The sequence below is a fragment of the Bacillus sp. AM 13(2015) genome, from assembly GCF_001518755.1.
In the GTDB taxonomy this organism is placed as follows: Bacteria; Bacillota; Bacilli; order Bacillales; family Bacillaceae; genus Bacillus; species Bacillus safensis.
Genome location: NZ_LKCP01000082.1, coordinates 206,300 through 219,974, shown reverse-complemented (window position 1 = coordinate 219,974; position 13,675 = coordinate 206,300). Strand labels below are relative to the sequence as shown.

11 protein-coding genes are annotated in these 13,675 nt (G+C 41.9%); 2 read left to right on the top strand and 9 right to left on the bottom strand.

Annotated features, from left to right (window positions below; all coding sequences use genetic code 11):
* Positions 1 to 73: 73 nt before the first annotated feature.
* Positions 74 to 496 carry a CBS domain-containing protein gene (locus AOQ70_RS14740; protein WP_034663862.1) on the bottom strand — a complete coding sequence of 141 codons (423 nt, stop codon included), beginning with the start codon at positions 494 to 496 and terminating at the stop codon, positions 74 to 76.
* Positions 497 to 657: 161 nt separating this feature from the next.
* On the opposite strand from AOQ70_RS14740, the gene AOQ70_RS14735 reads away from it, so the two are divergent.
* Positions 658 to 1,023: a YugN family protein gene (locus tag AOQ70_RS14735; protein WP_059377046.1), complete on the top strand. Its 366-nt coding sequence runs from the start codon at positions 658 to 660 to the stop codon at positions 1,021 to 1,023.
* 68 nt (positions 1,024 to 1,091) lie between these two features.
* Here the strand turns inward: AOQ70_RS14735 and ctaG are convergent, their stop codons facing one another.
* From ctaG to cyoE, 6 genes are all read right to left on the bottom strand, one after another.
* Positions 1,092 to 1,970, bottom strand: a complete 879-nt coding sequence (gene ctaG / locus AOQ70_RS14730) for a cytochrome c oxidase assembly factor CtaG (RefSeq protein WP_059377043.1) — start codon at positions 1,968 to 1,970, stop codon at positions 1,092 to 1,094.
* A 30-nt stretch (positions 1,971 to 2,000) separates the two neighbouring features.
* Positions 2,001 to 2,330, bottom strand: a complete 330-nt coding sequence (gene ctaF / locus AOQ70_RS14725) for a cytochrome c oxidase subunit IVB (protein ID WP_024426910.1) — start codon at positions 2,328 to 2,330, stop codon at positions 2,001 to 2,003.
* A gap of 2 nt (positions 2,331 to 2,332) precedes the next feature.
* Complete coding sequence (ctaE, locus tag AOQ70_RS14720) at positions 2,333 to 2,953, bottom strand: cytochrome c oxidase subunit III (protein ID WP_024424780.1); 621 nt, start codon at positions 2,951 to 2,953, stop codon at positions 2,333 to 2,335.
* The gene (gene ctaD, locus AOQ70_RS14715) at positions 2,953 to 4,824 is read right to left on the bottom strand and encodes a cytochrome c oxidase subunit I (protein WP_039178285.1); all 1,872 of its coding nucleotides are present in this window, start codon (positions 4,822 to 4,824) and stop codon (positions 2,953 to 2,955) included. Before ctaD ends, ctaE begins: the two co-directional genes overlap by 1 nt.
* Positions 4,825 to 5,000: 176 nt before the next feature.
* Complete coding sequence (coxB, locus tag AOQ70_RS14710) at positions 5,001 to 6,068, bottom strand: cytochrome c oxidase subunit II (protein ID WP_039178282.1); 1,068 nt, start codon at positions 6,066 to 6,068, stop codon at positions 5,001 to 5,003.
* Between the two features lie 279 nt (positions 6,069 to 6,347).
* Positions 6,348 to 7,265, bottom strand: coding sequence for a heme o synthase (gene cyoE, locus AOQ70_RS14705; protein ID WP_059377041.1), 918 nt, complete (start codon positions 7,263 to 7,265; stop codon positions 6,348 to 6,350).
* Positions 7,266 to 7,656: 391 nt separating this feature from the next.
* Between cyoE and AOQ70_RS14700 the strand changes: the two genes are divergently transcribed.
* Complete coding sequence (locus AOQ70_RS14700; RefSeq protein ID WP_059377039.1) at positions 7,657 to 8,580, top strand: COX15/CtaA family protein; 924 nt, start codon at positions 7,657 to 7,659, stop codon at positions 8,578 to 8,580.
* 38 nt (positions 8,581 to 8,618) lie between these two features.
* Here the strand turns inward: AOQ70_RS14700 and AOQ70_RS14695 are convergent, their stop codons facing one another.
* Positions 8,619 to 10,055 carry a cryptochrome/photolyase family protein gene (locus AOQ70_RS14695; RefSeq protein WP_269433629.1) on the bottom strand — a complete coding sequence of 479 codons (1,437 nt, stop codon included), beginning with the start codon at positions 10,053 to 10,055 and terminating at the stop codon, positions 8,619 to 8,621.
* A gap of 100 nt (positions 10,056 to 10,155) precedes the next feature.
* On the bottom strand, positions 10,156 to 13,602 hold the full coding sequence (gene pyc / locus AOQ70_RS14690; RefSeq protein WP_059377033.1) for a pyruvate carboxylase: 3,447 nt from the start codon (positions 13,600 to 13,602) through the stop codon (positions 10,156 to 10,158).
* Positions 13,603 to 13,675: the final 73 nt, after the last annotated feature.

Below are 13,675 nucleotides of genomic sequence, written 5' to 3'. Positions count from 1 at the left end.
CATTTAAACAAAACTTGCTCCATTTATCAACGACAATACAGCCTATTTAACACGAATTTAAAATATGCCCCTCTTAATGAAGAAATCCTTGTCCATGATCTTGATCCTGTTGAGAGATTTCTGTCAGTGCATCTCCCGCGCGATCATTTGATAAATCTTCGACTGATAAATCTCCAAGAGCGACAATCCCTGTTAATGCACCGTTTTTCACAACGGGAATGCGGCGGAGCTGATGCTCTGACATGAGCCGGACAATTTCTTCAAGCGTTGCATCTTCTTCAGCTGTTAGTACTTCCTTTGTCATCAGCGAGCCCACTTCCTGTGAATTTGGCTTTTTTTCTGCAATGCCTCTAAGCACAAGGTCACGGTCTGTCACTATTCCAACGAGCTGATCTCCGTCAACTACTGGAATGGCACCGATGTCAGCATCTCTCATTTTGACTGCTGCTTCATACGTATTGTCATCTTGCTGACATGTCACTACTTTTTTTGTCATAATATCTTTGATTTTTTTCGTTTTCACGTTGATTCCTCCATCCGTTATTTTCTTTATTACTGTAACCAGCTTATAAAAGAACATACCTTTCACAGTTGAAAGTTTAACGCTTTCATACTATGATTGTCAGTAAAGGGAAATTTTATAAGGAGGGGTTTTGGGTGAAGTTTGAAGGTACGGGGATTGAAGATGTATCAGCTGACTTAAATAAATTAGATTTCATTATGGAAAGTGAAGGATTTGTACGAGCCGATCAATGGGATTATGAGCGTGTGACGTACGACAGAAAGTACAGCATGGTAGAGGGAACCTTTTATTTACGAATTTCCGGCTACGCCACTGAAGGAGATGTCGGTTCCAAAAAGGCACACATCCAGCTTCTAACACCATTACTTGGAAAACATTATTATCCACATGGCGTTGAATATGGCGAAGGCGAAGAATTCCCTAAGTCTCTCATCCAATCAAGCAAAAAAACACTCGCACAGCTGAAGGAAAAACTAGAAGCCATGACGGCTGAAGCATAAAACAAGGCTAAAATGATCTTTTAGCCCTTTTTCTAAGATGAAAGCACAGCCAGTCGGCTGTGCTTTTTTTATTCATATTTCGGAATAAGCGCATCTGGTACGGCATCTTTCGCTCTTTCTTTTCTTGCCCAGTCAAAGAAGACAACAGCAAGAATAGAGCCGTACACAATCTCCTGAATAATTTTCATCAAAATGGCACCTAGCTGCTGATCCTCTAGCAGCGGCAAGGTGTGGAACATTTCAGGACCAGTGAGAGCAAGGCCTGCAAGCATATCACTTGGCACACATAAATGCAGTGCTTGTATCCATGCACCTGCATCAGAATAGGTTGCATAGATCGGCGCCTCACTAAACATGATGAGTGCACAGGCCGGAGTCATCAATATCCCGTCTGCCATGATATATCCAAGCTTCAAAATGCCTGTGATCTGCGGCAGACTTTGAACTTTATGGACAAGCGGCCACCACATGAAAAAGGCAGCGATAAAAATAACAACCGTCATCAATGCATGGTAAAACGGATCTGTTTTCACAAAATCAAACACAAGTGGAATGTGATACAGCGAAAACAAGCCGTTAAACCCAAGCAGTGCAATTAAAGGCTTGGAAAACAAACGGAAAACGGCTTGAATACCTGGTGTTTGAATGATCCGCTCCCAGATGGCTGCAGGCAATCCTGTAATAAGGAGAGGCGGGATGACTAAATAGAGCACCGCCATTTGCGCCATATGTGCACTAAACATAATATGCCCCATTAAATCAATTGGGCTCCCTTTCACAGCATATAACAGAACAAGCCCCGTCAGAAATAACGTTTTCTCTTTCACCGTCGCACGGTGCTTCCCCTTTGTCACAAGAAACAGATAAAGAGCAGCTGCTATCACAATACAAGTCAAATAATAAGGGCTCCATAATGCCCGAAATCCGAATATTTCTAAGTTCTCCATTGCTGCGCCTCCTTCAAGGGCAAAGCGGGTTTACCACCATATAATGGTCAAAAAGGCTAATACGGTAATAAACGCAACAAACACACCTGAGTATAGAAACAAGGCGGGTGTTTCATGCCCTTTTTGGTTCATGTGCATAAAATAATAAAGCTGAAAAGCCACCTGAATGCCTGCAAGCAGTAAAATAAACGGTACAGCGAACCAATTTCCAACGTCTTCTGAGGCGATCGTTAAAAACGCAACAAATGTTAATCCAATCATCAAGCCGAAAGAAATGAGCTGATGCTTCATTTCTTCGGCATTTTTCTTTTTACGATATACAAGGTCGACTTTGGACTGATTTGTGTTTTTATTTCCCATTCTTATCCCACCATTCCCATTAAATATACAACGGTAAAGATGAAGACCCACACAACATCAATGAAGTGCCAATAGAGACTTGCCACATAATATTTCGGTGCATTGTATAAATCGAGTCCGCGTCTCATATTTCGAATCATGAGAGCGGTAATCCAGCAAAGTCCGAAGGCGACGTGAGCTCCATGAGTTCCTACAAGTGTATAGAAGGAAGAACCAAGAGCTGAGCTGGTAATCGTAAATTCATACGCATGCACGTAGTGATAAAACTCATAAATCTCAACCCCTAAAAATCCAGCACCTAAAAGGACCGTGATACCAAGCCAAAGCTGCATCTTTTTAAAGGCAAAGTTTTTCATATGATACATGGCATACACACTCGTTAAACTGCTCGTTAATAGAAGCATTGTGGCAATAAAGACAAGTGTGAGGTCAAACATATCAGTTGTTTTTGCTCCGCCTGCATTTGAGTTTTTCAGTGCCAAATACGTGGCGAAAAGCGATGCAAACAGAACGGTTTCTCCTCCAAGAAACAGCCAGAACCCGACAAACTTATTCTTCCCTTCTAACGTGGCTTTCTCAGGAGAAGCCGGAAAGGTTTCCGCCGTCATTTTTTGTGGTTCCATTATGCTTTCACCCCTTTATCATCGTCGTCGGTCAAATCTTCTTTGTGAATATGGTATCCATGATCATCTTTCAGAGACCTAACGAGCATGGTCGCAAACGTAATACCAAGACCAATGAAGATCACTGGAAGCCCCCAGTCGTGCTCTTGACGATACATGAAACCAAACGCTGACACAAATAGACCGAATGAGATAATGACAGGCAAAATGGAATTATTCGGCATGTGAATATCATCGAGCGGTTCAGATGCTGTCATTCCTTTTTTACCATCCATTTTTTCAATCCATAATGGATCTAGTCCTCTCACAAGCGGAAGCTGTTTAAAGTTGTATTCTGGCGGAGGCGAAGACACTGCCCATTCAAGTGTTCTTCCATCTCCCCAAGGATCGCTCGATACACGCTCCCCTTTTGCTGTTGTCCAGATGATATTAATCAGCATGATCACAACAGCTACAAACATAAACAGTGCCCCAATCGTACTGATCAAGTTCCCAAGCTCGAGACCCTGACCTGGCAGGAACGTAAAGACCCGGCGCGGCATGCCCCATAGACCGAGAAAATGCTGGATAAAGAAAGTTAAGTGGAAACCGATGAAAAACAGCACAAAGCCAATTTTTCCAAGTTTCTCATTCAGTATCTTTCCAAACATCTTCGGCCACCAGTAATGCACACCTGCTAGAATACCGAATACAACCCCGCCGATAATGACGTAATGGAAATGCGCCACAACAAAATACGTATCATGGAACTGATAATCTGCTGCAGCTGCCGCAAGCATGACCCCGGTTACCCCGCCAAGTAAGAACGACGGAATAAAGGCAACAGAATAAAGCATCGGCGTTGTAAACTTCACATTACCGCCCCATATCGTGAGCAGCCAGTTGAACACTTTAATTCCTGTTGGCACCGCAATTGCCATGGTCGCTACGGCAAAGATCGCATTGGCGATAGGTCCAAGCCCTGTTGTGAACATGTGATGCGCCCACACCATGAATCCAAGGAAACCAATCAATACAGTAGCGAACACCATGGACGAGTAGCCAAACAGTCTTTTTCTTGCAAACACAGGAATGATCTCAGAGAAGATTCCAAATGCCGGCAGGATCAAGATATATACTTCCGGGTGTCCGAAAATCCAGAACAAATGCTCCCAGATGATTGTATTTCCTCCAAGCTCTGGATTGAAAAAGCTCGTGTCAAACATTCTATCAAGCATCAGCATCGCAAGCCCTGCTGTCAGCGGCGGGAATGCGAATAAAATAAGTGCGGAAGCGACAAATGTCGTCCAAGTAAAGAGCGGCATTCTCATATACGTCATACCAGGCGCTCTCATATTAATAATCGTTGCAAGAAAGTTAATCCCGGCAATCAGCGTACCAATACCCGCAATCTGCAAACCTAAAATATAGAAATCCATTCCATGCCCTTCAGAATTCAGCGTGAGCGAAGCGTATGCAGTCCAGCCTGCATCAGGTGCTCCGCCCATAAACCATCCAAGGTTTAAGAAAATTCCTCCGAAAAAGAATAACCAAAAACCAAGTGAATTCACAAACGGAAATGCTACGTCACGTGCACCAATTTGAATTGGTACAACCGCATTCATTAATGCAAATAAAAGCGGCATAGCTGCAAGGAAAATCATTGTCGTTCCATGCATCGTCATGATTTCATTGTAAACCCCTGCACTGACAAAATCACTTTCAGGGATGGCTAGCTGAATACGGATAAACATCGCTTCGATTCCGCCAACCAAAAAGAAAAATCCCCCTGCCACTAAATATAATATGGCAATTTTTTTGTGGTCAACCGTTGTCAAGTAATCCCATAAGACAGCGCCAAACCCCCGCTTTTTAGCTATTGTACTCACCATGAAATCCCCCTCTTATCTCCCATTTGCCCCTTTTCATATAGATGTCTTTCTTCACGATCCTTTAAACAGACTATGTCTGACAGATGACGACTTCTCGGTTGTAGAGACATATTCGGGAGCTCTTAACAAAAACTTCACATCGATCACATACCCTCTTGCATATCTGCTTCTAGTTGTTACTCGACTTTAAGACCTTTTAAATACTCGTAAAGTGCATCTGCTTCTGAGTCATTTAATTTAGGGTACGTTCCTGTCATCTTATTACCTGGTTTAAAGCTTTCTGGATCTTTCAGCCATGCTTTCACATTTTCTTTGTTCATGTCTTTGATTCCAGCTACTTTCGTCCGCTCTCCGAAGGTCGCAAGGTTTGGTGCTGTCCTTGCTGCTTCCGGCCGTTCGTCACCAGGCTCTACTGCGTGACAGCTTAAACAGTTTTTCTCTTTAAATAGCTTTTCACCCTCTAAAGCGAGATCTTTTGTGGATTCAGGCTTCTTGTAATCAGCCATTTTTTTCGTCCATCCTAAGAACTCATCTTGAGAAAGCGTTTTAACTTTAAAGTCCATTAAAGCATGTGACGGTCCGCAAAGCTCCGCACATTTCCCGTAGAAATATTCCCCTGCATCTTTCGTTCGTTTCGAGTCAAAGATTAAATAAAATTTGTTCTCATTATCTGTGTTTGTATCAATTTTACCGCCAGCCGATGGAACCCAGAATGAGTGTTTGACATCGGATGCTTTTAGCTTAAAGTACACCTTTTGATCTGTTGGTACGATCAATTCCTGACTTGTGACAATCCCATAATCAGGGTATTCAAATTCCCACCAATATAAGCTGGCCCTTACATTCACAACAAGTGTCTTTTCAGGATCTCGTTTTTTCTTATCCATAGCGCTTGTATCCCCTAGTTCAAGCGTGTATGCCACAACAGGTACAACGAGAATAATAAGTAGAAGAATCGGAATCGCTGTCCATGTGATTTCCAAGTTGCGGTTTCCTTCCACTTGCTTTGGAATCGTATCTTCTCCCACTTTAGAACGTTTGAATTTAATGATGACGTAAAAGAAAATGATCGATACAACAATGACGACAAGAACCATAATAAGTGTACTCAGTACCGTTAGGAAAAACTGTTTATCTGCTACTTCCCCAACTGGCTTGAGTGTTGATAAGTATGGTTCACCACAGCCCGCCAAAACGAGCGTCAGTAAGAGAAACAGTGAATAAACACGCCATTTTCTTATCATAATTTGTCCCAACCCCTTTTGCTTGATCTCCTTTGCCTTTCGCTTTTTACCTCTTATTTATAAAATCACTTCTCACCCATCTATAACCCCCGCCTCTTATAAAAGCACTTACATTTCCTCTTTTCATAAAAAAATGATGTTTTTACTCAAAATACCATCTATGTATAAACAGAAAGCCGCCTAAATAGAACTGAATATCAGGCGGCTTTCATAGTTGTTAGAAAATGTTGTGTTATAAGATATAGCCATTGTTTTGATGTGATCAAAGTGTATTTCACTCTAGAATAGTGTAATAATAATCATCGCTACGAAAAAGATGGTTAAGTAGTTTAATGAATAAACGAACATGAGCGTTGACCACTTCATGACGTCTTTCATTTTAAAGCCCATAAGGCCAATAACAAGCCATCCAATATTAAGCAGTGTACCAAGTGCGACAATCGGCCATCCTAATCCACCTAAGAAAAATGGAAGTGGAAGAAGACATGCTGTCCAAATGATGATTTGGCGTTTTGTGACTTCAAAGCCGTAAACAACTGGCAGCATTGGAATGCCCGCCTTACGGTAATCTTCTGTTTTCTTAATCGCAAGTGATAGGAAGTGCGGGATTTGCCAAATGAACAGAATCATAAACAAAACCCAAGCCGTTGTGTCAATTGTACCTGTGACAGCTGTCCAGCCGATTAATGGCGGAACCGCGCCAGATACACTTCCGATAACTGTATTGATGGTGTAATGGCGTTTAGACCACATGGTGTAAAGAACCGCATAAGTAAAGACCCCAATAAATCCAATCACTGCTGATGTAATGGTTGTCATCAGAAGCATAATGAGTCCTAATACAACAAGCAGAATGCCAAATGCATACGCTTGCCCCGGCTGAATTTTACCTGTAACCGTCGGTCTTGTTTTTGTTCTTTCCATTAATATATCAATATCACGGTCAAACGCATTATTAATCGCGCATGAACCGGCAATAATAAGAGAAGAACCAATCATTGTTAACAGCACAATATCAAGATTTCCAAGAAAACTCATACCTGTAAAATAAAAAGCAAGCCACATTCCAGTAAATGTCGTAATGAAATTGGAATTGACGATGCCCATTTTAATCAGAGCAAGAAAATCTTTCCACGCTGTTGTTTCTTCTATTTGTCCATGAATAGCTGCTTCCGCGGCTGTTTTGGAATTTGCCAATGTGTATAACCTCCCTTGCCCAAACCTTCAAACGAACGAATGACACGTAAAATCATTACAACTCTATCATACAAGATAAACAGCTGTAAAAAACATCCTATTAAATAATAAACGACAAACTTGAAGTTATTTGTGAACTTTTCGTGAATTTATTAGGATATATGTGTGTTTCAGAAGGCGGTGCAAAATGAAATATTCTCTCCTCTATTTCTATCAGACTGTCAAAGAAAGATCAAGCACTCTAAATCTGTAAACTTTGTGAACTAACATATCATTTTTTTGTGAACTTTGGTCATTATGAATTGCAACAGAACACGCATTTGGCTTAAACTTGAGAGCATGTGAGGTTTTCATTTACATCAGAAGTTTTTAGAGAAGGTGAAATAATTTGATGAAATTTGCTTTAAGGCTATTAAGCGTGATCACAACGTTTGTGATGCTGATCGTACTGATTGGCGGTGCGCTTGTTACGAAAACCGGTTCGGGTCTTGGCTGCGGTAGACAGTGGCCCCTTTGCCATGGTCGTTTCTTTCCTGAAATGAACCCCGCTTCCATCATCGAATGGAGTCACCGCATGTCAACAGGGGTTTCCACCATTCTTGTTCTGGCACTAGCGGTCTTATGCTGGAAAAAAATTAGTCCAGTATTCCGTGAAACCAAATTTTTGGTCATCATGTCCATTATATTCTTAGTGCTTCAAGCGCTTTTAGGAGCTCTTGCCGTCGTATTTGGTTCTAACGCACTTGTGATGGCACTGCACTTCGGTATTTCACTCATTTCGTTTGCTTCAGTATTACTGCTTGCCCTTCTTGTCTTTGAAGCAACCAGATCTGAAACAAAGCTTGTGAAGCCGCTTCATATCGGCAAAAAGATGCAGTTCCATATTTATGGGTTGATCACGTATACGTATATCGTTGTCTATACGGGTGCTTATGTGAGACATACAAAGTCAAGCCTTGCCTGCTCTGTCTTCCCGTTTTGTTCAAAAGACGGTGCGCTTCCAACTTATTTTAATCAGTGGGTTCAAATGTCTCACCGAGCAGCAGCACTTCTTTTATTCGTCTGGATATTTGTCGCTATGTTCCATGCCATGAAACATTATAAAGAACAGAAGCAGCTGTATTATGGATGGATCATCTCAGCCATTCTGATTACACTTCAAGCCATTTCAGGTGTGCTGTCTGTTTATTCTCAGCTTGCACTTGGTTACGCGCTGGCTCATTCATTCTTTATTTCTTGTTTGTTTGGGGTACTATGCTACTTCTGCTTACTTATTGCCCGGTTTAAATATGAAAGCAAAGAGCCATTTAAATAAGATTTACATCCCCCTTTCATGCCGAGAGGGGGATTTTTTTATTGTTGTTTTGCTTCTTCGAATAGCGAGATGGCTTTTTTGCGTCTTTCCCCGTGATCAACTGTTGGCAGCGGGTATGTATCCCCTAGTACACAGCTCGATTTCAGTTGTTCATCGATCGGCATTTTACTTGGTTCATGAATCCATTTTTCATCGACATGCTTAAGCTCTGGTACATATCTTCTAATATATTCCCCGCTCGGATCAAATCGCTTTGACTGAGTCGTTGGGTTAAAAATACGGAAGTATGGAACGGCATCTGTCCCAACAGAAGCTGCCCACTGAAATCCTCCGATATTCGAAGCCTCATCATAATCCACAAGCTTTTTTGCAAAATACGCTTCTCCCTTTCTCCAATCAATCAAATAGTCCTTTGTTAAAAATGAGGCGGTGACCATTCTTAAACGGTTATGCATCCAGCCTTCCTCATTTAACTGCCGCATCCCTGCATCGACGAGGGGAAAGCCTGTTTCACCTTTACACCATGCGTTAAACAGCATCTCATCTTCATTCCATTTCATCCCTTGAAACGCCGAATTAATTTCTTTTTCTTTCATCTCTGGATAATGAGCATAAATCATATGGTAAAAATCTCGCCATGCTAGCTCTTTGATAAAGGTTTCTCTGCCCTCGTCTTCAAACAGCGCTTCCTCCTGAACCGCATGGAAGATCGTTCGGATTGAGATTGTCCCTGTTTTTAAGAAACGTGACAGCTTGCTCGTTCCAAAAACAGATGGAATATCTCGTTTTTCATGGTAACGTGTTAATCTTTTTTGGATAAAGTCATGCAGCGTGTTCATCGCTTTGTGTGAGCCGATTTGATCAAATTTCCTTGAGCATTTCTTGATCATGCTGCGTAGTTTGTCATTCCCTTCATGCGAAAGTGACTCATCACAAATCGTATGAGCGCTGCTGAGAAATGATTTGTCAACTTTTATCACAGGCTGCTTCTCTTGCTTTCGCCATGATTGATAGTATGGAGTAAACACTTGATAATGAGTGCCATCCGCTTTTAAAATATCTTGCGCCCCGTGAAGGTGTGTATCTTGCCATTTTGACACATGAATGCCCTTCTTTTCTAAAAAATCGGTTACGTGATGGTCACGCCTTTGTCCGATTCCCACTTGATCTTCATTAAAAAAAACAGCTTTGATGTCATACAGATCGATAACTTGCTGAAAGGCACGCAAGACATCTCCATAGAGAAGGTGAACATACATTTGAGATTCTCTTGCTTCCTTGACGAAATGCGCCACGTTTTGGAAAAAATGTTCGTTGTTTAAATCGAGGTCCATTTCAGTAAAGAATGGATCTAGATGATAAAGAGCAAATAATTTGTACTCGTGTTTTTTTGCATATGTGATCGCTTTTGATAAGGCGATATGATCATCTAATCGCATATCCCGGCGAAACCATATCACAACAGTTTTGTCCAACCTTCTTCACCTCACTCTATAGTGTAATCACTCTCACTTGCTGCTGCACATTTTAATGCGCTCAAAAAAAAGACACATCACGGTGGATGTGTCTCACTTCTTATTCAGGCTTTAATACAATGAGCAGATCACCGGTTTGAATCGGTTCTCCATTTGTCACATGTATTTCATCTACGACCGCAGAAAATGGGGCTTGTACAGTCGTTTCCATTTTCATGGCTTCGTTGATCATCAAATGCTCGCCTTGTGAAATTTTTTGTCCTTTTTCCACGAGTACTTTAATGACAGTGCCTGGCATCGACGCGGCGATGTGATTTGAATTCGAGCGGTCCGCCTTCAATTTTTCTTGAACGGAGGATTTGATGCTTTCATCCTTAATCACCACTTCACGCGGCTGGCCATTTAACTCAAAGTAAAGAACTCTTGTGGCATCTGGATTCGGTTCGCCAATTGATACGAGTTTGACAATAAGGGTTTTTCCTTTTTCGATTTCTACCTCAATCTCTTCTCCAAGTCTCATCCCGTAGAAGAACGTTGGTGTATCAAGAACAGAGATGTCACCATAGCTTTCTGCTGTTTGGACAAATTCAGAAAAGACTTTTGGATATAAGGCATACGCAATTGCGTCTTGCTCTGTTAACGTCAGGTCATGAGATTCTTTGAACTGCTTCTTAATGTCTTCAAAGTCCACTGGCTTCAGCTTCTCACCAGGTCTGACAGTAAGAGGCTCTTCCCCTTTTAAAATCAGCTTTTGCAGTTTTTCTGGGAATCCGCCATGCGGCTGGCCTAAATAGCCTTTAAATAATTCCACAACAGAATCCGGGAAGTCTAATGTTGCTCCTTTTTCATAGACATCTTCTTCTGTTAGATCATTTTGCACCATATAAAGTGCCATATCTCCAACTACTTTAGAAGATGGTGTTACCTTTACAATATCACCAAACATGTCATTCACACGTCTATACATTTCCTTTACTTCATTCCAGCGCTCACCAAGACCGACACCTTTCGCCTGCTGCTGCAAGTTACTATATTGACCGCCAGGCATTTCATGCTCATAAATTTCTGTATGAGGCGAATTCATGCCGCTTTCGAATTCATGATAGTATTTTCTGACGGAATCCCAGTATTGAGAAAGGCGTTCGACAGATTGGACATTCATGTCTGGCTTTCTTTCATGTCCATCTAAAGCATAATAAAGTGAGCTTGCACTTGGCTGCGATGTGAGTCCTGCCATAGAGCTGACGGCAACATCCACAATATCAACACCCGCATCAATCGCTCTTGCGTAGGTGAACAGTCCATTTCCACTCGTGTCATGCGTATGAAGATGGATAGGGATTGTAAGCTCATCTTTTAAAGCAGAGACTAGTTCATAGGCTGCCTGCGGTTTTAATAACCCCGCCATATCTTTAATACCTAAAATATGTGCGCCGGCAGATTCAAGCTCCTTCGCAAGAGATACATAGTACCCAAGATCATATTTTGGACGAGACGGATCAAGGATGTCCCCCGTATAACAAATGGCCGCCTCTGCCACTTTGCCTGATTCCCGAACAGAATCAATGGCAAGCGTCATGCCTTTGACCCAGTTTAAGCTATCGAAAATACGGAACACGTCAATGCCTGCCTCGGCAGATTCTTTTACAAATGCTTTGATCACATTATCCGGATAGTTTGTATATCCGACAGCGTTTGATGATCTTAATAGCATTTGGAACAGTGTGTTTGGCACTTCTTGACGAAGCTCTTTCAATCGTTCCCACGGATCTTCTTTTAAGAAACGGTACGCGACATCAAATGTAGCCCCGCCCCACATTTCCATACTAAACAGCTCTGGCCATAAACCTGCTGTTGGCTGGGCAACTTTCTTTAAATCATGAGTTCTGAAGCGTGTCGCAAGCAGAGACTGATGCGCATCTCTAAAGGTTGTATCAGTTAAAAGGACGTTATTTTGTTCTTTCACCCAGTTGGCAAGTCCTTCAGGTCCATGCGTATCTAACAATTGTTTTGTCCCAGACGGGATCTCTTGATTGAGAGGAAGCTTCGGTACGTCTGGCTTGTCAAAATGAGGCTTCTTTTTCTCAGCAATACCAGGGAACCCATTAATGGTAACGTTACCAATATAAGTTAACATTTTCGTTCCGCGGTCTTTTTGCTTAGGGAAATTAAATAGCTCTGGCGTTGAGTCGATAAACGATGTATCATATTCTCCTTTTAAGAATTTCTCATGCTTAGCTACGTTTTCAAGAAATGGGATGTTTGTTTTAATCCCGCGAATCCTGAATTCTTGTAAATTTCGGACCATTTTAGCAGCCGCTTGATCAAATGTGAGCGCCCATGTGGACAGCTTGACCAATAGTGAATCGTAATAAGGTGTAATGACCGCACCTTGGAAACTGTTCCCTGTATCAAGACGTACACCAAATCCCCCACCTGAACGGTAGGCCATAATTTTTCCTGTGTCTGGCATAAAGTCATTGAGCGGATCTTCTGTTGTGACCCTTGATTGAATGGCAAAGCCGTGTGTAAAGATATCTTCCTGCTTTGGAATACCAACTTCTTTGCTGTGAAGGTTATGCCCCTTTGCAACAAGAATTTGGGTTTGGACGATATCGACACCTGTGATCATTTCTGTGATCGTGTGTTCTACCTGCACCCTTGGATTAACTTCAATAAAGTAAAACTCTCCATTTGCAACAAGGAATTCTACAGTCCCAGCATTAATGTACGATACATTCTGGGCCAGCTGAACAGCTGCTTCGCAAATATCTTCACGCAATTGATCTGTTAGAGACACACTTGGCGCCACTTCAATGACCTTTTGATGCCGCCTTTGAACAGAGCAGTCACGCTCATATAAATGAATGATATTGCCGTGATTGTCACCAATCACCTGCACTTCAATATGTTTTGGATTCTCAATCAGCTTTTCAACGTATACTTCGTCATTTCCAAAAGCAGCTTTTGCCTCTGACTTCGCACGGTCATAGGCTTCCTTCAGCTCTTCTTTTGATCTGACAATCCGCATACCACGGCCGCCGCCGCCTAGTGAAGCTTTAATAATAAACGGGTAACCGTATTCTTCACCGAATTTTTCGACTTCTTCGACCGAATCAACTGGTCCGTCACTTCCTGGAATGACTGGAATACCAGCTTTTTTCGCTTCTTCTCTCGCCTTTACTTTATCTCCAAACATATCTAAATGCTGAGAAGTTGGACCGATAAATTGAATGCCTTCCTCTTCGCATCGTCTTGCAAAATGAATGTTTTCGGATAAAAATCCGTAGCCTGGATGAATCGCATCCACGTCATTTCGTTTTGCAATTTCGATGATCCCCTCGATATCAAGGTAGGCATCAATCGGTTTCTTTCCTTCTCCAACTAGATATGCTTCATCTGCTTTATAGCGATGATAAGAGCCAGAGTCTTCTTTGGAATAAATGGCCACTGTACGTAAGTTGAGCTCCGTACAGGCCCTGAAGACTCTGATAGCGATTTCCCCTCTGTTTGCAACTAGAACCTTTTGAATTGTTCTCTGTGACATTCTCACTCCTCCATATCCCTTAAAATTTTATATGTACTCTATAATAAAGGAAGAAATGAAAACTGTACACTTT

Coding starts and splice junctions, on each gene's coding strand:
- AOQ70_RS14740 (WP_034663862.1), bottom strand. CDS start 496: ATGACAAAAAAAGTAGTGACATGTCAGCAAGATGACAATACGTATGAA.
- ctaG (WP_059377043.1), bottom strand. CDS start 1,970: ATGGAGAACTTAGAAATATTCGGATTTCGGGCATTATGGAGCCCTTAT.
- ctaF (WP_024426910.1), bottom strand. CDS start 2,330: ATGGGAAATAAAAACACAAATCAGTCCAAAGTCGACCTTGTATATCGT.
- ctaE (WP_024424780.1), bottom strand. CDS start 2,953: ATGGAACCACAAAAAATGACGGCGGAAACCTTTCCGGCTTCTCCTGAG.
- ctaD (WP_039178285.1), bottom strand. CDS start 4,824: ATGGTGAGTACAATAGCTAAAAAGCGGGGGTTTGGCGCTGTCTTATGG.
- coxB (WP_039178282.1), bottom strand. CDS start 6,068: ATGATAAGAAAATGGCGTGTTTATTCACTGTTTCTCTTACTGACGCTC.
- AOQ70_RS14700 (WP_059377039.1), top strand. CDS start 7,657: ATGAAATTTGCTTTAAGGCTATTAAGCGTGATCACAACGTTTGTGATG.
- pyc (WP_059377033.1), bottom strand. CDS start 13,602: ATGTCACAGAGAACAATTCAAAAGGTTCTAGTTGCAAACAGAGGGGAA.